Annotated in this window: 20 protein-coding genes and 1 tRNA gene; 10 read left to right on the top strand and 11 right to left on the bottom strand. The window is 66.5% G+C overall.

The window, feature by feature from the left end; genetic code table 11:
* From RTU05_RS12605 to trmB, 6 genes are all read right to left on the bottom strand, one after another.
* A partial coding sequence (locus RTU05_RS12605) for a translation initiation factor IF-2 associated domain-containing protein (RefSeq protein WP_312598739.1) occupies window positions 1–389 on the bottom strand: 389 nt, incomplete at its 3' end.
* 106 nt (window positions 390–495) lie between these two features.
* Window positions 496–1,155 (bottom strand): RNA-binding protein, encoded by a 660-nt coding sequence (locus RTU05_RS12600; RefSeq protein WP_312598738.1) that lies wholly within the window; start codon window positions 1,153–1,155, stop codon window positions 496–498.
* A gap of 18 nt (window positions 1,156–1,173) precedes the next feature.
* A complete protein-coding gene (gene nusA, locus RTU05_RS12595; protein ID WP_312598737.1) occupies window positions 1,174–2,916 on the bottom strand; it encodes a transcription termination factor NusA in 1,743 nt (580 codons plus the stop codon).
* Window positions 2,916–3,515, bottom strand: a complete 600-nt coding sequence (rimP, locus tag RTU05_RS12590) for a ribosome maturation factor RimP (RefSeq protein WP_312598736.1) — start codon at window positions 3,513–3,515, stop codon at window positions 2,916–2,918. Before rimP ends, nusA begins: the two co-directional genes overlap by 1 nt.
* A 101-nt stretch (window positions 3,516–3,616) precedes the next feature.
* Complete coding sequence (locus RTU05_RS12585; protein WP_312598735.1) at window positions 3,617–4,033, bottom strand: hypothetical protein; 417 nt, start codon at window positions 4,031–4,033, stop codon at window positions 3,617–3,619.
* 229 nt (window positions 4,034–4,262) lie between these two features.
* Window positions 4,263–4,976, bottom strand: a complete 714-nt coding sequence (gene trmB / locus RTU05_RS12580; RefSeq protein ID WP_312598734.1) for a tRNA (guanosine(46)-N7)-methyltransferase TrmB — start codon at window positions 4,974–4,976, stop codon at window positions 4,263–4,265.
* A 147-nt stretch (window positions 4,977–5,123) separates the two neighbouring features.
* Here trmB and RTU05_RS12575 point away from each other — a divergent pair, with 147 nt between their 5' ends.
* The 5 genes from RTU05_RS12575 to RTU05_RS12555 all read left to right on the top strand — a co-directional run bounded on the left by RTU05_RS12575 (window position 5,124) and on the right by RTU05_RS12555 (window position 9,742).
* Window positions 5,124–6,605, top strand: coding sequence for an amidohydrolase (locus RTU05_RS12575; protein WP_312598733.1), 1,482 nt, complete (start codon window positions 5,124–5,126; stop codon window positions 6,603–6,605).
* Window positions 6,605–7,960, top strand: a complete 1,356-nt coding sequence (locus RTU05_RS12570; protein WP_312598732.1) for an amidohydrolase family protein — start codon at window positions 6,605–6,607, stop codon at window positions 7,958–7,960. The genes RTU05_RS12575 and RTU05_RS12570 overlap by 1 nt, the downstream gene beginning before the upstream one ends.
* Window positions 7,961–8,202: 242 nt before the next feature.
* Window positions 8,203–8,661, top strand: a complete 459-nt coding sequence (locus RTU05_RS12565) for a YaiI/YqxD family protein (protein WP_312598731.1) — start codon at window positions 8,203–8,205, stop codon at window positions 8,659–8,661.
* Window positions 8,658–9,065 carry an alternative ribosome rescue aminoacyl-tRNA hydrolase ArfB gene (gene arfB / locus RTU05_RS12560; protein ID WP_312598730.1) on the top strand — a complete coding sequence of 136 codons (408 nt, stop codon included), beginning with the start codon at window positions 8,658–8,660 and terminating at the stop codon, window positions 9,063–9,065. Before RTU05_RS12565 ends, arfB begins: the two co-directional genes overlap by 4 nt.
* Before the next feature lie 65 nt (window positions 9,066–9,130).
* Complete coding sequence (locus tag RTU05_RS12555) at window positions 9,131–9,742, top strand: hypothetical protein (RefSeq protein WP_312598729.1); 612 nt, start codon at window positions 9,131–9,133, stop codon at window positions 9,740–9,742.
* 3 nt (window positions 9,743–9,745) lie between these two features.
* Here the strand turns inward: RTU05_RS12555 and RTU05_RS12550 are convergent, their stop codons facing one another.
* The 4 genes from RTU05_RS12550 to RTU05_RS12535 all read right to left on the bottom strand — a co-directional run bounded on the left by RTU05_RS12550 (window position 9,746) and on the right by RTU05_RS12535 (window position 13,364).
* Window positions 9,746–10,240, bottom strand: a complete 495-nt coding sequence (locus tag RTU05_RS12550) for a hypothetical protein (RefSeq protein ID WP_312598728.1) — start codon at window positions 10,238–10,240, stop codon at window positions 9,746–9,748.
* 14 nt (window positions 10,241–10,254) lie between these two features.
* On the bottom strand, window positions 10,255–11,742 hold the full coding sequence (ubiB, locus tag RTU05_RS12545) for a 2-polyprenylphenol 6-hydroxylase (RefSeq protein WP_312598740.1): 1,488 nt from the start codon (window positions 11,740–11,742) through the stop codon (window positions 10,255–10,257).
* A gap of 80 nt (window positions 11,743–11,822) precedes the next feature.
* Window positions 11,823–12,611 (bottom strand): class I SAM-dependent methyltransferase, encoded by a 789-nt coding sequence (locus tag RTU05_RS12540; protein WP_312598727.1) that lies wholly within the window; start codon window positions 12,609–12,611, stop codon window positions 11,823–11,825.
* A 51-nt stretch (window positions 12,612–12,662) separates the two neighbouring features.
* A complete protein-coding gene (locus RTU05_RS12535) occupies window positions 12,663–13,364 on the bottom strand; it encodes a Crp/Fnr family transcriptional regulator (RefSeq protein ID WP_312598726.1) in 702 nt (233 codons plus the stop codon).
* Window positions 13,365–13,526: 162 nt separating this feature from the next.
* Between RTU05_RS12535 and RTU05_RS12530 the strand changes: the two genes are divergently transcribed.
* The 4 genes from RTU05_RS12530 to RTU05_RS12515 all read left to right on the top strand — a co-directional run bounded on the left by RTU05_RS12530 (window position 13,527) and on the right by RTU05_RS12515 (window position 15,627).
* Window positions 13,527–13,832, top strand: coding sequence for a 4a-hydroxytetrahydrobiopterin dehydratase (locus tag RTU05_RS12530; protein ID WP_312598725.1), 306 nt, complete (start codon window positions 13,527–13,529; stop codon window positions 13,830–13,832).
* The gene (locus RTU05_RS12525) at window positions 13,829–14,623 is read left to right on the top strand and encodes an SDR family oxidoreductase (RefSeq protein ID WP_312598724.1); all 795 of its coding nucleotides are present in this window, start codon (window positions 13,829–13,831) and stop codon (window positions 14,621–14,623) included. Before RTU05_RS12530 ends, RTU05_RS12525 begins: the two co-directional genes overlap by 4 nt.
* A 78-nt stretch (window positions 14,624–14,701) precedes the next feature.
* Window positions 14,702–14,778: transfer RNA gene (locus RTU05_RS12520), tRNA-Arg, on the top strand.
* Between the two features lie 87 nt (window positions 14,779–14,865).
* Entirely contained in the window at window positions 14,866–15,627 is a 762-nt protein-coding gene (locus RTU05_RS12515) for a hypothetical protein (RefSeq protein ID WP_312598723.1), read from the top strand.
* Window positions 15,628–15,789: 162 nt separating this feature from the next.
* Here the strand turns inward: RTU05_RS12515 and RTU05_RS12510 are convergent, their stop codons facing one another.
* Entirely contained in the window at window positions 15,790–16,104 is a 315-nt protein-coding gene (locus RTU05_RS12510) for a hypothetical protein (RefSeq protein ID WP_312598722.1), read from the bottom strand.
* 784 nt (window positions 16,105–16,888) lie between these two features.
* Between RTU05_RS12510 and RTU05_RS12505 the strand changes: the two genes are divergently transcribed.
* The gene (locus RTU05_RS12505) at window positions 16,889–17,122 is read left to right on the top strand and encodes a hypothetical protein (RefSeq protein WP_312598721.1); all 234 of its coding nucleotides are present in this window, start codon (window positions 16,889–16,891) and stop codon (window positions 17,120–17,122) included.
* The last annotated feature ends 47 nt before the right edge of the window (window positions 17,123–17,169 follow it).

Genomic DNA, 17,169 nt, shown 5'->3' with positions numbered 1-17,169 from the left:
GCCGCAGCCTTGGCGGCGTTGGCCTGGGTTGCCAGGGCGATGGCGCGGCGACGCGCTTCCTGCTCCTCGGCCGACAGAGCCCCGCCGGCCGGTTGCGACGGACGCTGGCCCTGCGGACGCGGCGCCGGGGCGTTCTGTTGCGGACGCGCGACGTCGAAGCCCTGCGGCCGTTGCGGACCGCCGGCGCCGGCGCGACGTTTGGTCTCGACCACCACCGTCTTGGAGCGCCCGTGACTGAAGCTCTGTTTCACCGTGCCCGTCGAAACCGAGCCTGCGGCGCGCGGCTTCAGGCTCAGCGGGGCGCGCGGCCCCGACTGGGAGGGCGTGCCCCCCGCATTGCCTTGTCCCGCGCCTTGGCCCTGGTTGGTCTTGTCGTTTTCGTCGCTCATCCGGTCGCTTTACTAGGGGCGGAAAAGCCCGCCGTCGTCTCAATACCCATGAACGACCGTGAGCCCGTCTCCGCCCTTGGAGACAGGCCCTCGGCCGTCAAAATCCTCAGCTCGCCCCTATCGGGGTTGCTCCCGCCGATCCGTCCTCGCCACCGGGAGCATCCCAGTGAGAAGGGCGAAGCGGCCGAAATCCGGCCAGTCGTTCGACCTCAATGGTCCACCGATCGGCCCTTCCGCCCGCAAGCAGGACGGCGTGTATCGCATTTTCCAGCCCAAGGGCCAAACTCAAATCGTCCGCCGTGAATGCGCCGCAGATCTTGGAGGTCTGATGACGGGCCAATGCGAGGATTTTGCCACGCCCGTCAGCCGAGCCGTCGGCGGCTTCCAACACCCAGGCGGCCTTTCCGGAACGGATGCTGGCGGCGGACTTTTCGAAGCCGGATATAAGCACGCCTTCGCGCCGGGCAAGACCCAGCTGGTCGAGACAGCGCTTCACCAGCAGCCGTTCGACGACATCGGCCAGATCGGCCGGGGCGGTCAGTTTCATCTTGGCGGCGCGGGTGAAGCCGTTTTTCTTGACCGCCGCCTCGACGGAGGCGCGGCTGGCTTCGACCCACAGGCCGCGACCGGGCAGCTTCCTGCCCAGGTCGGGAACCACCTGGCCGTCAGGCCCGGCGACGAAACGGATCAGACGAGATTCATCCATGACCTGGTGCGAAACCAGGTCCCGGCGTTCCCTATCGATCGTCGCGTCGCGCAAGCTCATGTACGGCCAGGTCCTTCATCACGCGTCGCGCGACTGGTCGGCGTCGGACGAAGCATCGTCCTCGGCGGCCGTGTCGGCGTCGGCTTCCGGCGCATCGCCGAAGACCTGGTCGGGATCGTATTCGCCCTCGTAGTCGCCGTCTTCCTCATATTCTTCCGGCTCGGGCTGGGGCAGTTCCGAGGCGTCGATCCAGCCGGCGGCGACGCGCGCCTGCAGGATAAGCAGTTCGGCGTCTTCCTGGGCCAGGTTGAAGCTTTCCAGCACGCCCGGGACCTTCACCCGTTCGCCGTTCCTCACTTCATAGCCGCCGCGGATTTCGTCGGTGGCCAGATCGGCCAGATCCTCGACCGTCTTGACGCCGCCTTCGCCCAGGGCGACGGCCATGGCCAGGGTCACGCCCGGCACGTCCAGAACCGCGTCCTCGACGCCCAGTTCGACGCGCTTGGCGTCCAGTTCGGCAGCCTTCTTGTCCAGGAATTCGCGGGCGCGGGTCTGCAGTTCCTCGGCGGTCTCCTCGTCGAAGCCTTCGATCTCGGAGACTTCATAGGCGTCGACATAGGCCAGGTCTTCGACGGTGGCGAAGCCTTCGGTGACCAGCAGCTGGGCGATGACCTCGTCCACGTCCAGGGCTTCCTGGAACAGGGCGGTGCGCTCGGCGAACTCGCGCTGGCGGCGCTCGGAGTCCTGGCTTTCGGTGATGATGTCGATCTGCCAGCCGGTCAGCTGCGAGGCCAGGCGCACGTTCTGGCCACGACGGCCGATGGCCAGCGACAGCTGCTCGTCCGGCACGACCACTTCCACGCGGCCGGCTTCTTCGTCCAGCACCACCTTGGAGACTTCGGCCGGGGCCAAGGCGTTGACGATGAAGGTCGGCTCGTCCGGGTTCCACTGGATGATGTCGATCTTCTCGCCCTGCAGTTCGGCGACCACCGCCTGAACGCGCGAGCCGCGCATGCCGACGCAGGCGCCGACGGGGTCGATGGAGCTGTCGTTGGACAGGACGGCCATCTTGGCGCGCGAGCCCGAGTCACGGGCGGCGGCGCGGATTTCGATCACGCCGTCGTAGACTTCCGGCACTTCCTGGGCGAACAGCTTGGCCATGAAGCCCGGATGGGCGCGCGACAGCATGACCTGCGGGCCCTTGGCCTCGGGACGGACGTCATAGATGTAGGTGCGGATGCGGTCGCCGATGTTGAACACTTCGCGCGGGATGGACTGGTCGCGGCGCATGACGCCCTCGCCCCGGCCCAGATCGACGATGGTGTTGCCGTATTCGACGCGCTTGACCGTGCCGTTGACGATCTCGCCGACGCGGTCCTTGAACTCTTCGTACTGATTGGCGCGTTCGGCTTCGCGGACCTTTCCGGTCACGACCTGGCGGGCCATCTGGGTCTGGACGCGGCCGAACTCGAACGGCGGCAGGTGTTCGACGTATTCCTTGCCGACCTCGGCTTCCGGGTCGCGCTTCTGGGCGTCGCGCAGACGCACCATGGCGCTGTCGTTGAACTCTTCCAGTTCGTCTTCCGGCATCCAGTCGTCGGCGACGATGGTGACGTGGCGCGTCAGCGACAGTTCGCCGGTCTTGTGGTCGATCTTGGCGCGGATGTCGTGGTGGGCGCCGTAACGCGACTTGGCGCCCTTCTGGATCGCCTCCTCGATCGCCTCGATCACGATTTCGCGGTCGATGTTCTTCTCGCGGGCGACCGCATCGGCGATCTGCAGCAGTTCGAGGCGGTTGGCGGAAATACCGGTGACGGCCATCAGGCGTTGTCCTCAGAAGGGGTCGTGGTGTCGGTTGTTGCTTGGACGGCGTCACCTTCCGGCAGGCCGTCGTCTTCAGGTTCGCCGCGTGCGGCGCGGATGGCGGCGCCCCGTTTCATCAGGGCGTCGGTCAGAACCAGTTTGGCGTCGCTGACCCAGTCGAACGGGATCAGGGCGGTGTCCTCCTCGCCGTCCAGGTCGATCAGGACGTTGCCGTCCTCGAACCCGGCCAGCACGCCCTTGAACCGCTTGCGGCCCTCGATCATCCGGTCGGTCTCAAGGCGCGCCTCCTCGCCTTCGAACAGTTCAAAGTCGACGGGACGGGTCAGCGGCCGGTCGATGCCGGGCGACGAAACCTCCAGCAGATATTCGCCGGGGATGGGGTCAGAGGCGTCGAACACCTCCGACACCGCGCGGCTCAGCTTGGCGCATTGTTCGACGGAAATGTCGTGATCCGTCGGCCGCTCGGCCATGATCTGCAGGCGCTGGCGCTTGGAGCCGGACATCAGACGCACGCGCACGACGTCGAGGCCGAGCGATTCCGCGATGGGGTCGATCAGCTCGAGCAGTTGGCGGTCCTGGGCGGTTTTTGCGCGCAAGCGTCGAATATCCAAAACAAAAGCGGCGGTCCGTCCGGGCCGCCGCTTGGAACGACGCCGTTGGACGCCGGTCTAACGATGTGAGGGGCCATATAGGGGTTTCAAGCGCGCTTGTCAGCCCTCTTTGACGGGCGCCCTCCCCGCCTGAGGCAAAAATGGAGGGACCCCGCCAGGAAACCCGCCCCCAGAATAGCCGCCACGACGCCGCCAAGGGTCGGATCCCAAGGCCAGCCGGGCGCCTCGTCACAGGCCCGCCCCTGCTCCATCAGAAACAGCCAGGGTGAAAACAGAAGGCTGAACGCGCCAGACACACGACTGACGACGACGGCCGTCACCACATAGGCGCCCGCCGTCAGCAGACCGGCCAGACCCCACATCCACCATCCGCCCGACCGCAGGGTGCGCTCGGCCAGCCAACACCCCATCGCACCGAACAGCAGCGACGGGATCAGACCCCATAGGGTCACCATGGCGATCAGCGCCAGCAGAGCGACCAGGGTCTGGATTGCAAACCCCAATGACGCCGTGATTTCATTCGCAGGCGACGCAGTATCGAAAAGCGCGCCCGCCAGCGCCCAGACCAGAACAAGGATCAGGGACAGACCCGGGGCGCACAAAGCGCTGAGACAAAGGCCGGACAGACGGATCCCACCGCCAGACGCCTTCATGCCCCCTCCTGAACGCCCTTATCGGTTCAACCGAAGATACTTGCCCGCCCTGACGGAGGCGTGTCAATCGTGACGGAGATCACACGCGCCGATACTCAAGGAAGACCGGGGTGGTGTCGCCCAACCTCTTTTCTTCATAGCGGGTCACGACGTGATCCGTGGGCGGGACGAACCAGTCCTGGTCAGCCGGGCCGATGCGTTTCAGACCCGGCGTCCGCTCCAGCCGCTCAAGCGCCCATTCGGCGTAATCCAGCCAGTCGGTGACGAAACGCAGGGTCCCGCCCGGCTTCAGGATGCGGGCGAAGGCCTGGGCCGTCTCGTCCTGCAGCAGGCGGCGCTTGTTGTGGCGCGCCTTGTGCCAGGGGTCGGGGAACAGGATCAGCACCCGGTCCACCGAGGCGTCCGGCAGGGCGTCCACAACGTCGCGCGCATCGTCGGCGTGGATGCGGACATTCTTCAGATCGCCCTCCTCGACATGGCGCAGGGCCGAGGCCACGCCGTTCAGGAAGGGTTCGCAGCCGATGACCAGGGCGTCGGGCCGCCTCGCCGCCTGGGCCGCCATATGCTCGCCGCCGCCGAAGCCGATCTCCAGCCAGACCTCGGCCGCCTCGGGCATCATCGCCCTGGGGTCCAGCGGCCCGGCCTTGGGATCCGGCACGGCGATGGCGGGCAGCAGGGTGTCCATCAGGGCCGCCTGACGCGGTTTGATCGGGCGGGCCTTAATGCGGCCGAACGACCGCAGCGGGCGGTCCAGATGCGGATTGTCGTCTTCGGGGGGCAGGTCGGCGCTCATGCGCCTGCCGTTACCGGTCGCGGCGCCGAGCGTCTAGGCGAGCCGTCCGGCGAAGGCGGAAAACCTTTTGACGGTGCGGGCCGAACACCCTTCTATGACGGCCGCAAGACGCGTCGGGCTGTCGCGTCACCGGGAAAAGGGGAAACGATGATCGGACATCATCTGCGGGGCGTCAGCCTCGCGGCCATAACGTGCGCGGTGCTGGGCCTGTCGGCCTGCGCGACCACCGACCAGCCGTCGGACCAGAACGCGGCCGCCAAGCCCGCGCGGGATCGCGCGCTGGATGCGGGCCTGGACCCGGCGACGACGCTGGACCCCTATCCTTCCACGTATCAACCCTTGCCGCGCGAGAACTTCGCCGTGGTCGGCGCCACCGTCCTGACCGGCACGGACCGCAAGATCGACAATGGCGTGGTCGTGGTCACGGACGGCAAGATCGCCGCCGTCGGCGACGCCTCGACCCCCGTGCCGGCCGGCTACAAGGTGGTGGACGCGCGCGGCCGATACGTCACCCCCGGCGTCATCGACGTGCACAGCCACCTGGGCGTCTATCCGTCGCCCGGCGTTTCGGGCATGAGCGACGGCAACGAGGCGACCAATCCGAACACCGCCCAGGTCTGGGCCGAACACTCCCTCTGGCCCCAGGACCCCGGCTTCAACACCGCCCGCGCGGGCGGCGTGACGACGATGCACATCCTGCCCGGCTCGGCCAATCTGTTCGGCGGGCGCGGCGTGACCATCCGCAACGTGCCCTCGATCACCATGCAGGGCATGAAGTTCCCGGCCGCCCCCTATACGGTCAAGATGGCCTGCGGCGAGAATCCTTCGCGCGTCTATGGCGGCAGGAACCAGAGCCCGGCGACCGGCATGGGCAATATGGCCGGCTATCGCGCCGCCTTCATCGCCGCGCGTGAATACAAGGCCAAGTGGGACAAGTGGCATCAGACCGGCGAGGGAACGGCCCCGACCCGCAACCTGCAGAACGAGACGTTGGCGGGCGTGCTGGACGGTTCGGTCCTGATCCAGAACCACTGCTACCGCGCCGACGAGATGGCGCTGATGATGGATATGGCCAAGGAGTTCGGCTACCGCATCGCCACCTTCCACCACGCCACCGAAGCCTACAAACTGGCGCCGCAACTGGCCCGGAACGGCATATGCGCGGCCATGTGGACCGGCTGGTGGGGCTTCAAGATGGAGGCGCTGGACGCCATCGAGGAGAACGCCGCCCTGGTCGACGCGCAACCCGGATCGTGCGCCGTCATCCACTCCGACGACGCCCTGCTGACCCAGCGCCTGAACCAGGAGGCCGCCGCCGCCCTGTCGGCAGGCCGCCGCGCCGGGCTGAACATTTCGGAAGAACACGCCATCGGCTGGTTCACCTCCAACGCCGCCAAGGCCATCGGCATCGCCGACCAGACCGGGTCGCTGACGCCCGGCCTGCGCGCCGATGTGGTGATCTGGAGCGCCGATCCCTTCTCCATCTACGCCCGCGCCGACCAGGTCTTCATCGACGGCGCCCTGACCTTCGATCGCGCCGATCCCGCCTATCAGCCGACCAGCGACTTCGAACTGGGCCAGCCCGGCTATGGTCTGACGGCCGCCAACGTTCGGGAAGGAGCCCGCTGATGCGTCTCTCGTCCATTCTCGCCGGCGCCGCAGCGGCCCTGGCGCTCGCCGCGCCCGCCTTCGCCCAGGATACGGTGGCCATCGTCGGCGGCCGCATCCTGACCGGGACCTCGGTGATCGAAAGCGGCACGGTCGTCCTGCGCGACGGCAAGATCGTCTCGGTCGGCGCCGGCGCCGCCCCATCGGGCGCGCGCATCATCGACGCGGCCGGCAAGACCGTGGCGCCCGGCTTCGTGGCCGTGGATTCCGGCCTGGCGGGCACAGAGGTCGGATCGGTGCGCGGCACCAACGAACTGAGGAACAGCGCCAATACGCTCAGCGCCGCCTTCGACATTTCCTATGGGCTGGACCCCTGGTCCTTCACCCTGCCGGTCGCGCGGCTGGGCGGCATCACCCGCGCCGTCGTCGTGCCCCAGCATCCCGGCTCGTCGGGCGGTCACGTCCATGAGGACGAGACGGCCGGCGCCGGCGACGGCGGCTATCAGACGCCCGGCCTGTTCGCCGGCCAGGCGGCCATCATCAACCTGGGTCCCAATCTGGCCGGCGGCGGATCCGACATCCTGGTCAGGCCGCGCGTAGCCATGGTCGCCCCGTTCGGCGAGGCAGGGGCGGCGGTCGCCGGCGGCGCGCGCGGGGCGCAGTTCGTCCTGTTCAAGGAGACGATGGCCGAGGTTCGGCTCTATGCCCGCAACAAGGCCGCCTACGACCGGGCGGCCCTTCGCAACCTCAGCCTGTCGCGCGCGGACCTGGAGGCTCTGATCCCGGTGGCGAACGGAAGCCTGCCGCTGATCGTCACCGTCCACCGGGCGTCGGACATCCAGCAGGTGCTGCGTCTTGCGCGCGAGGAGGGGATCAAGCTGATCCTGGACGGCGCCGAGGAAGGCTGGCTGGTGGCGGGCGACATCGCCTCGGCCGGCGTGCCGGTGCTGCTGAATCCCATCGACAACCTGCCCTCCGACTTCGAGATGCGGGCGGCGCGGATGGAGAATGCGGCGGCCCTGAACGCGGCCGGCGTGCTGATCGCCATCAAGGGCAACGAAGGCTCGACCCACCGCGCCCGCGACGCCCGCTACAACGCCGGCAATGCGGTGTCGCACGGCCTGCCCTACCAGGCCGCCATCGCCGCCCTGACGGTCAATCCCGCCAGGATCTTCGGCATGGCGGGACAGTTCGGCCAGATCGCGCCGGGCGCCGCCGGCGATGTGGTGGTCTGGTCCGGCGACCCGCTGGAGCCGCTGAGCCAGCCCTCGGCCGTCTTCGTCAACGGCGTCGAACAGCCGCTGACCAGCCGCCCGCTGCTGCTGCGCGACCGCTATCGCCAGCAGACGCCGATGCCGCCGGCCTATCGGAACTGACGACCGCTTTGGTTGAAACGGAAAGGGCGGGGCCTAGCGGTCCCGCCTTTTTTGTACTTCCTCCCCCGTCATCCTCGGCCTCGTGCCGAGGATCCATGCGCCCGGTTCATCCGCAGGTGCGCCGCATCCAGACACCGGGCGTATGGATCCCAGGGACAAGCCCTGGGATGACGGTGTGGGAGTGGTCCGGGGAAATACGCCAGACAGGTGACGCCCATCCCGGTCCGCGCTAGGTCACGCCCATGCCCACGATGCTCTACATCGACGCCGACGCCTGCCCTGTGAAGGAAGAAGTCTATCGCGTCGCCCGCCGCTACGGGCTGAAGACCTATGTCGTCTCCAACACCTGGATGCAGGTCCCGCGCGAGGCGCTGATCGAACAGGTGGTGGTGGACGCCGGCCCGGACATCGCCGACGACTGGATCGCTGAGCGGGCGACCGTGGGCGATGTGGTGATCACCGCCGACATCCCCCTGGCCGACCGCTGCCTGAAGTCGGGCGCCCAGGCGCTGAAATCCAATGGCCAGCCCTTCACGCCGGATTCGATCGGTTCGGCCCTGGCTGGGCGGATGGTGGGCGAGCATCTTCGGTCGATGGGCGTCGCGACGTCCGGTCCGCCGCCCTTCTCGGCCGCCGACCGTTCGCGTTTCCTTCAGGCGCTGGACCAGGCCGTGGTCAAGGCGCGCAAGGCCGCCCCATGACCACCGTCATCCCCGCGGACGAGCTGGAGTTTCACTTCTATCGCGCCGGGGGTCCGGGCGGGCAGAACGTCAACAAGGTCGCCACCGCCGTCCAGATGCGGTTCGACGTCAGAAACTCGCCTTCCCTGACCGAGCCGGTCAAGACGCGGCTGATGAAGCTGGCGGGCAACCGCCTGACCCAGGAAGGCGTGATCCTGATCAACGCCGTGCGGTTCCGCACCCAGGAGCGCAACCGCGCCGACGCCATGGCCCGGCTTCAGGAGATGGTAGACGCCGCCGCGGTCCGACCTGTCTTTCGCGTGCCGACCCGCCCCACCAAGGCGTCCAAGGAACGACGGCTGAAGGCCAAGACCAGCCGCGGCGCCATCAAGTCCGGCCGGGGAAGGCCCCGCCACGACGACTGACGCGCGGGGAACATCTTCTGTGCGCTATCGTTCACCCCTTATGGCAACGGTTGGGTGAGGCGCGGATGCAGCGATTTCGGGCGATGACGATGGGGCTGGCGGTTGCCGGGATGCTCGGCGCCTGCGGCCAGTACGAAATCCGCAAGAAGGACGACGCCGAACCCGCCCCGGCGGCTCCGGCGCCTGCGCCGGCTCAGTCCGAGCAGGACAAGGCCGTCATCGCCGCCACGCCCCAGGTCTCGCTTTCGGAAAAGGATCGGCGGCAGATCGAGGAAGTGGCCCGCAACTATCTGGATGACGCCGCCAAGGAACTGGCCAAGGGCTTCTCGCCCATGCCGGGCGTGCAGGACATCGTGGTCGCCCTCCAGCCCACCCAGGTTCACCCCTGGTCCGTGCCCCTCAAACGCGGCGAGACCTATCGCATCATCGCCGAATGCGATGCCGAATGCTCGGACCTGGACATGGAACTGGTCGATCCGGCGGGCAAGATCGTCGAACGCGACACCCTGCCGGACTCGGCGCCCGTCATAAACATCCGGCCGGCCATCGACGGAACCTACACCGCGCGGGTGATCATGAAGACCTGCACCGTGGCGCCCTGCTATGCGGCGGCGCGCCTGTACCACCAGACCGGCCCCATCCCGGACGACGACGCGCCGCCCGCGACGGAGGCCTAGGGATCAGCTTTCGGCCGGGCGGAACAGCAGGGCGGCGATCTTGTCGTCGGCATCGAAGCCGATCATCCATTCGGTCGCCTGATTGTCGAAGGTGACCTTGAACATCTGGGCCTCGCCTTCCTGACGTTCGTATTCGACCGTCTTCACCGCGCCGAAGCTCTTTATCAGGGAGCTCACCTGTTCGGCCTGCTGGCGGATCTGGGCCGCCAGATTGGGCGTGAAGTCGGCATAGTCGAAGCCGCCTCCCTGAACGTCGGCGATCACGCCGCGAAGCGCCTCTTCGGCCCGGGCGATGTCCGGCGCGGCGGCGGACGTCGCCGAAGTCGTCGGCGGCGCAGCCTGCGCCGGGCGCGCGGAGGCGACCTGCGGCTGGGATTGGGTTTGGGCGGGGCGGTCGAAGGCGTTCGGCACCGAGGCCGCGGCCGCCTGGGCCAGGGCCGGCGCGGGCGTCAGGATCAGGGCGGCGCCCAGCAGGGTCTTGGTCAGGATCGTCGTCATGATAAGGGCTCCGGTCAGGTCAGATAGGGCCAGAGCGAAAGGCCCAAAGCCGTCAGGGCCGCGATGACCGCGACGGTGACGGAAGCCGTCAGCCAAGCCGGAGTTCCCGACTTTTCCATGACCACTATGGTCGGACGCGGCGGTTCCTGCACCAGACGCGAGATGGCGCGCGCCGCCGCGATCATGTCGTTCAGGGCGTCGCGGGCCTGGGCCTGCGGCCCCAGTTCGCGTCGGATCCAGCGTTCGACCACCGGCTGGGCCGCCTTCCAAAGGTCGTGGTCGGGTTGCAGGCGGCGCGCCACGCCCTCGACCGAGACCATGGTCTTCTGCAGCAGGATCAGTTCCGGCCGCAGCCGCATGTCGAACAGGGCTGTGATCTCGAACAGCTGGCCCAAGAGCCGGCCCATCGACACCTGGCTGGCGGCGCGGCCGATCACCGGCTCGCCCACCGCGCGCAGGGCCTGGGCGAAGGTTTCGACCGAATGATGGGCGGGAACGTATCCGGCCTCGAAATGGACGCGGGCGATGCGGTCGTAGTCCCGGCTGATGAAACCCCACAGGATTTCCGCCAGATAGCGCCGCTCGGCCGGCCCCAGCCGCCCGACGATGCCGAAGTCGATGGCCGTCAGATGGGCCGGCGCGCTGGCGAACAGATTGCCCTCGTGCAGATCGGCGTGGAAGGCGCCGTGGTCCAGGGCCTGCACCAGGAAGGCGCGCACCACATTGTCGGCCAACTGGTCCTTGTCGATGCCGGGCAGGTCCATCAGGGCCGGGTCGGTCATGGGCACGCCTTGCGCCCATTCCAGCGTCAGCACCCGCTTGCCCACCCCGTCCCAGATCACGGCGGGGGCCGACATATAGCCGTCCTTGGCCATGACCTCGGCCATCTCGCTGGCGGCGGCGGCCTCCAGCCGCATGTCCAGCTCCAGGTCCAGCGAGTTGGCGATGGTCTCGACAAAGGCGGACGGCTCCAGTCGGCGCGCCATCGGAACCAGCCGCCAGACCAGCCGCGCGGCCAGCCGCATGGAATCCAGCCCGTTGGCGACCCGGCGCTCCACCCCCGGCCGCAGCACCTTGACCGCGACGGCTCGCCCGTCGGCCAGGGTGGCGCGGTGCGCCTGGGCCAGGGAGGCGGCGGCGACCGCCGGCCCCAGGTCGGTGAACAGGCTTTCGACCGGCCGACCTAGCGACTTCTCGATCTCGCGGCGGGCTTCGGCTTCCGGGAAGGGGGGCAGGGCGTCCTTCAGACGCCCCAGGTCGCGCGCGAACTCCAGCCCGAAGATGTCCGCGCGCGTGGCCAGAACCTGACCCAGTTTGATCGCCACCGGTCCCAGATGCTCGAACGCCTTGCCCAGCCTCTGGCCCGGCCGCCCCTGACGTCCGGCGCGGCCGGAAAACATCTGCAAGAACCGCGCGAACGGCCGCGTCCAGGCGGGCAGCAAGGGCGTGACTTCGCGCGGGACCAGGGCGTCATGGCGCGCCAGGACCCACAACCATCCCATCAGCCGCAGGAAGGCAGCGACCGGGTTCTGCACCGCCACGGTCGCGGGCGGCGGCGGGGCCGTGCGATAGAGGCGGCTGGTCAGATCGCCCACCCGTGGTGGATGGCGGCGATTCCGCCCGACAGATTGGTCACGGACACGCGGCGGAACCCGGCGTCCTCGATCAGGCCCTTGAACGCCTGCTGGTCGGGGAAGCGGCGGATGCTCTCGACCAGATATTGATAGCTGTCGCGATCCTTGGCCACCCAGCCGCCGATGCGCGGAATGGCGTGGAAGGACCAGGCGTCATAGACCTTGCGGATCGGCGTGGTCGTGGGGCGCGAAAACTCCAGGCACAGGAACCGCCCGCCCGGCTTCAGCACGCGCCGCGCCTCGGCCAGGGCCTTGTCGATATGGGCCACGTTGCGAATGCCGAAGCTGATCGAATAGGCGTCCACCGAGGCGTCCGGCAGAGGCAGGTTCATGGCGTCCCCGACCGACCAGCTCATCTCCGGCTCGCCGCCCTTGTGGACGCCCGCCAGGATCATTTCGGCGTTGTAGTCCATGACGATGACATTGGCGTCGTCGCCGCCGCGCCGTTCCTGCGCCGCGCGGGCCATCTTCGAATAGCGACGGGCCATGTCGCCGGTGCCGCCCGCCACGTCCAGAATGGTTTCGCCCGGACGCGGGTTCAGCTTGGCGGCGGCGATGTCCTTCCAGATACGGTGGACGCCCACGCTCATCAGGTCGTTCATCACGTCGTAGTTGGAGGCCACGGAATCGAAGACCCCGCGCACCATCTTCACCTTCTCGCGCGCATCAACATCGCGAAAGCCGAAGGAGGAACGATCACCCTGCGAATGCGGGCCGTGGGAGGAGGCGTCGGTCATGCGCATCGTCTAGCGCGTCGCCGCGCCGCCGTCACCCGATCAGACGGGCGATCAGGCGGCTTCGGGCTGAGGCAACTCCAGATCCTTCATCACGTCGCGCATCAGGCCGTAACAACCGCACGAGGCGGCCTCCAATCCGTCGCGATCCAGAACCTTGACCCAGCCCCGGCCGCGCTGGATCAACGACTTGGCCTCCAGCACCGAACCGACCTCGGACACGGTGGCGCGCCGCACGCCCAACATGCCGGCGATATCGGCCTGGGTCAGGTCGAAACGGTCGTCCTCGGCCCGGTCGTGCAGCGTCAGCAGCCAGCGCGCCAGTCGCTCGTCCAGCCGGTGCTGGGCGTTGCAGGCCGCCGCCTGCTGGACCTGGGCCATCAGCCCCTCGGTGAACCGCGACAGGGCCAGGCGCAGGCTTTCGCTCTTGTCCAGCGCCTCGCCGAACACCTCGGACGAACAATAGGCGGCCAGGCCGTCGCGCTGCGAAATGGCGCGGCTGGCGGCGCGGGCGTTGAAGGGGCCGCACGTCACGCCGATCAGACCTTCACGGCCGACGGCGGCGGTCTCCACCATCTTGTCGTCGGGCAGGACGGTCATCAGCGACACCACCCCCTTGATCGGGAACCACACGCGGTCGACGGCCTCGCCGGCGTCGTACAGCATCTGGCCGCGCGTGATCTGGTCCTGATTCAGGTGGGGTTCGATCCGCTTCCGGTCGGCCGCGTTCAGGGCGGCGATCCACAAATTGTCCATCGTCGTCTCCTGGCGGCGAAAAGCGAAACCGGCCTGCGCCGAACCCTCGGCGTCGCACGGTCACGCTTGAACTGGGAACCCAACGCTTAAGCTTGACCAGATGTTCCCGGTGCTTGCCGCCCGCCTGCGGGCGCCGTACGCCAAGGAAAAAGAGGAAACGCGATGACAGACACCCGCCTTGACGTTGGGGAAATCCTGCATGACCTGCCCGCCTGGCGCGCAGCGGACGGGGATCGCCCGGCCATTCAGCGCAGTCTCGCCTTCGACGATTTCAACGCCGCATTCGGCTTCATGGCGCGCGTGGCCTTGATGGCGGACAGGATGGACCATCACCCCGAATGGTCCAATGTCTACAATCGCGTCGACATCCTGCTGACCACCCACGACGTAGACGGCGTCACCGACCGCGACGTGACCTTGGCCCGCTTCATCGACGCCGCAGCCGCCGGCATGGGGGTGCGGTCGTGAGCGCGCATCGCCCCGGCCGCGTCGCCGGCAAGACCGTCCTGATCACCGGCGCCGCCGGCGGTCTGGGCGAGGCCATGGCCCTGATGATGGCCCGAGAGGGCGCGCGCGTCGCCGTGACCGACATCGACGGCCCCCGCGCCGAGGCCCTGGCCGCGCGGATCAATGCAGAAATCGCCGGCGCGGCCTTCGCCTATGCTCACGATGTGGCCAGCGAAACCGAGTGGGAACGGGTCATCACCGCCGCCGTCGCCGACCTCGGCGGCTTGTCGGTTCTGGTCAACAACGCCGGCGTCGGCGGCCCGCTGGCCTTCGTCGAACAGGACACGGTCGAGAACTGGCGACGTCAGTACGAGATCAATCTGCGCTCGATCATGCTGGGCGCCAAACACGCCATGCCGCATCTGCGCGCCTCCGCCCCCGCCTCGATCGTCAACATCTCCTCCATCGCCGGCTTGGCCGCCGCCCCCGGAATGGGCGCCTACAACGCCACCAAGGCCGCCGTTTGGATGTACACCAAGACCCTGGCGCTGGAGGCGGCCAAGGCCGACTGGAACGTGCGCTGCAACTCGGTCCACCCGGTCTTCATCAAGACCCCCATCCTGGACCCCTTCATCGCCATGGCCGGCGGGGACGAGGACAAGGCGCACGAGCGCCTTGCGCGCGGCATTCCGCTGAAGCGGATCGGCGAACCCGACGACGTCGCCTACTGCGTCCTCTATCTGGCGTCGGACGAATCCAAGTTCGTCACCGGGTCGGAGTTCAAGATCGACGGCGGCATGACGGCGCAATAAGCCCGCCGGACGCTTATTCAGGATTGAGGCCGCCCGCCGCATGCTGTAAGCGGCCCTTTCCGGCGTCACGCCGCGCACGCACCCGTAGCTCAGCTGGATAGAGTGCTGCCCTCCGAAGGCAGAGGTCACAGGTTCGAATCCTGTCGGGTGCGCCAGTCTTTTCAAGTCGTTATTTTTCAATGACTTGAAAATGGCGGCTGGAGCTATTTCCAGCAGTTTTTACAACGATCGAGTCATCATCGATGGGCAGCTTTGTCAGCGATATTGATGCCGCTAAAATCGTCGGGGACGCTCGGCGTAATGCTGCTGTCGATAAACTCTACGTTCAGGTTGAGTCTGCGACGCCCATCCAAATCATTCCATCTGAAGACGATAGCTGGTCATCTCAGACACGAGGGGGCGTGACAACGGTGGCCGTCGGACGAGGCCGACACCCGGAAGCCGCGCTCTACCACGAGTTGTTGCATGCCGAGTTCAAGATCCAAGGCTTCCAACAACACCTGATATTCCTGGCCCGCCGGGGCGTGGCGTTGAAAACTGGCTTCCTGGAAGCTCTCGACAACGAGTTACAGCATCATCGCATCTTTGATCGGTTCATCAGCGCTGGCTTTGAAGCCGATCAGTTCTATGGCGACGATGACGTAAGCGCGTTCGCGCGGGTCCGCACGAATGTCGAGAAGGCGAAGAAGAAGCCTCTCTCAATAGCGGGTTGGTTGTCGCTTGCTCTTACTCCTCTGGCTCCAGGGGGTGCCGCAGATGAAAGGAAGAGAAGCACAACGCTAGCGTTTCTTAAGACGCGGGGAGGCGACGACATTGCGGCTCGCATCGATGTGATGCAGAGCCTCCTGAAGGATTGGTCCTCATCGACATCCGTCGATAGCAAGCCTGTCCTTGAGCAGATCGTGGGGCTGACCGGCGAGACAGGTTTCTGGGTTGGCACCAGCACTACGTTTCCTCAGGACGGCTTTTTCGCAGGGGCACCATTCAGGATTCAAGACACCTGACCTTCATGGCGGAGCATCCCACCCTCTCCGCCACCGGCCTATTTGGGCCTTAGAAACAAACAGTTAGCCCATCCCCACTGGGGAGTGTGCTGCAGTTTGTGTCGCACTTATGTGTCGCAAAAAATGTTCGCTTGAGGTGTGGGACACAAGGCTTTGAAGCCCTTACCCCTGACTCGGCTTCAGCCGTTTCTGGCCCACGTAATCGGCCCAAACGAGCTTCGGCTGTCCACCCGAAAATACCAGTTGCCACGTGCCAACTTTCCGACCGGCTGGGACCGTTGCATCGCCAAGAGAGCGCTCACCTTCTTCCAGCGACCAATGAACGCTGAGGTTCGCATACATCTCTGCGTGAGCCTTGGTCCGCTCAGTCAGGACACCGCACGAGTAGGCGACGGCGTCCTGCTGGTCACCGCATATAATCGGCTCGATACCGGAGACTTGCTCACCCAACATCGTGATGAGATTGAAGATCGTCATAGTCGCTCCATATTTATGATGGAGCGACTATATCATCATATATTCCAGTAACTTGCGGCCTTTTGCATGTGCATTAGGCTATTTGACTGACGATGAGGTGAGCGGCAGTAGGCAAGATGACGAACCAAGTGTCGGTCCATCACTTTTGCATTGATCAAAACTCTCATTGAACATGCACAGACTGGCGTTGGCAGCCTCCGGATTGAGATCTGGGAACTTTGCAGGATCCGCGTCCGACTCAAACTGAATGCTTCCACCATCAACCCAGACAAACCGCTGCTTGCCAGCATAGGCGCCCGTGCCCGCCTGAACGACCAGCACATGGTCGCTTACCAGGCCGGCTAATCACAACGGCTGGCACGTCAAAGAGGCCGATCTCTTCGTCGGGAACACCTTGGCGGACCGGATGAGCGCCGCCAACGTTATCCTCTGCAATCCGCCGTTCGAAGCCGATGTGGCTGGACGTGCGCGAGAGCCACGTTCGCCGCGCCCTGAACCACGAGTGGTCCAGACCGAAGCTTATCGCCAGCGCCACACGCCTAAGCCGAGGCGCTTGGTGCGTGGGTGCCTTCGTCGATCTTGAAGGCGTCTTCTGTTTACTGCTGCTGCGGGGCGAGTTCTCCGAAACTCCGACCTCAAGGCCCTTCATCACGGTTCCACTGGCACCCGTCATCGCGGGTCTACGTCAGCAGCTGTTGGCAGCAAGCGAGAGCGATGAACAACCGTCTCTGCGATTCCCGCCGGTAAGGGTGTCGGTCGCGACCGCCTCCCGGGGGGGGCGGTCGTGAACGCCGTTAAGCAAATCGCCAGCGCGGTTCGGGACGCCGGATACCGCGTCGAAGCAGTTGTCTCCAACTACTCTTTCGCCGACGTTCTGGCGGACGACAATCCTACGCGGACGGTCCAACTCGCCGCCTTTACACGCACACCGCCGTCCTATCGATCGGCGGCGCTTGCGGTCGTGGATGGCGAGGGGCGCCAGGCGCTCGACGTGGTCAGCGAGAACAGAGTGACGTGACCCCCATTTCTCATCCAGCCATAACGAGAGTCCTTTGGTGATCTGAG

Origin of the sequence: Brevundimonas sp., assembly GCF_032017145.1 — a bacterium.
GTDB lineage: Bacteria > Pseudomonadota > Alphaproteobacteria > Caulobacterales > Caulobacteraceae > Brevundimonas.
This window is presented reverse-complemented; position numbering and strand designations above follow the sequence as displayed.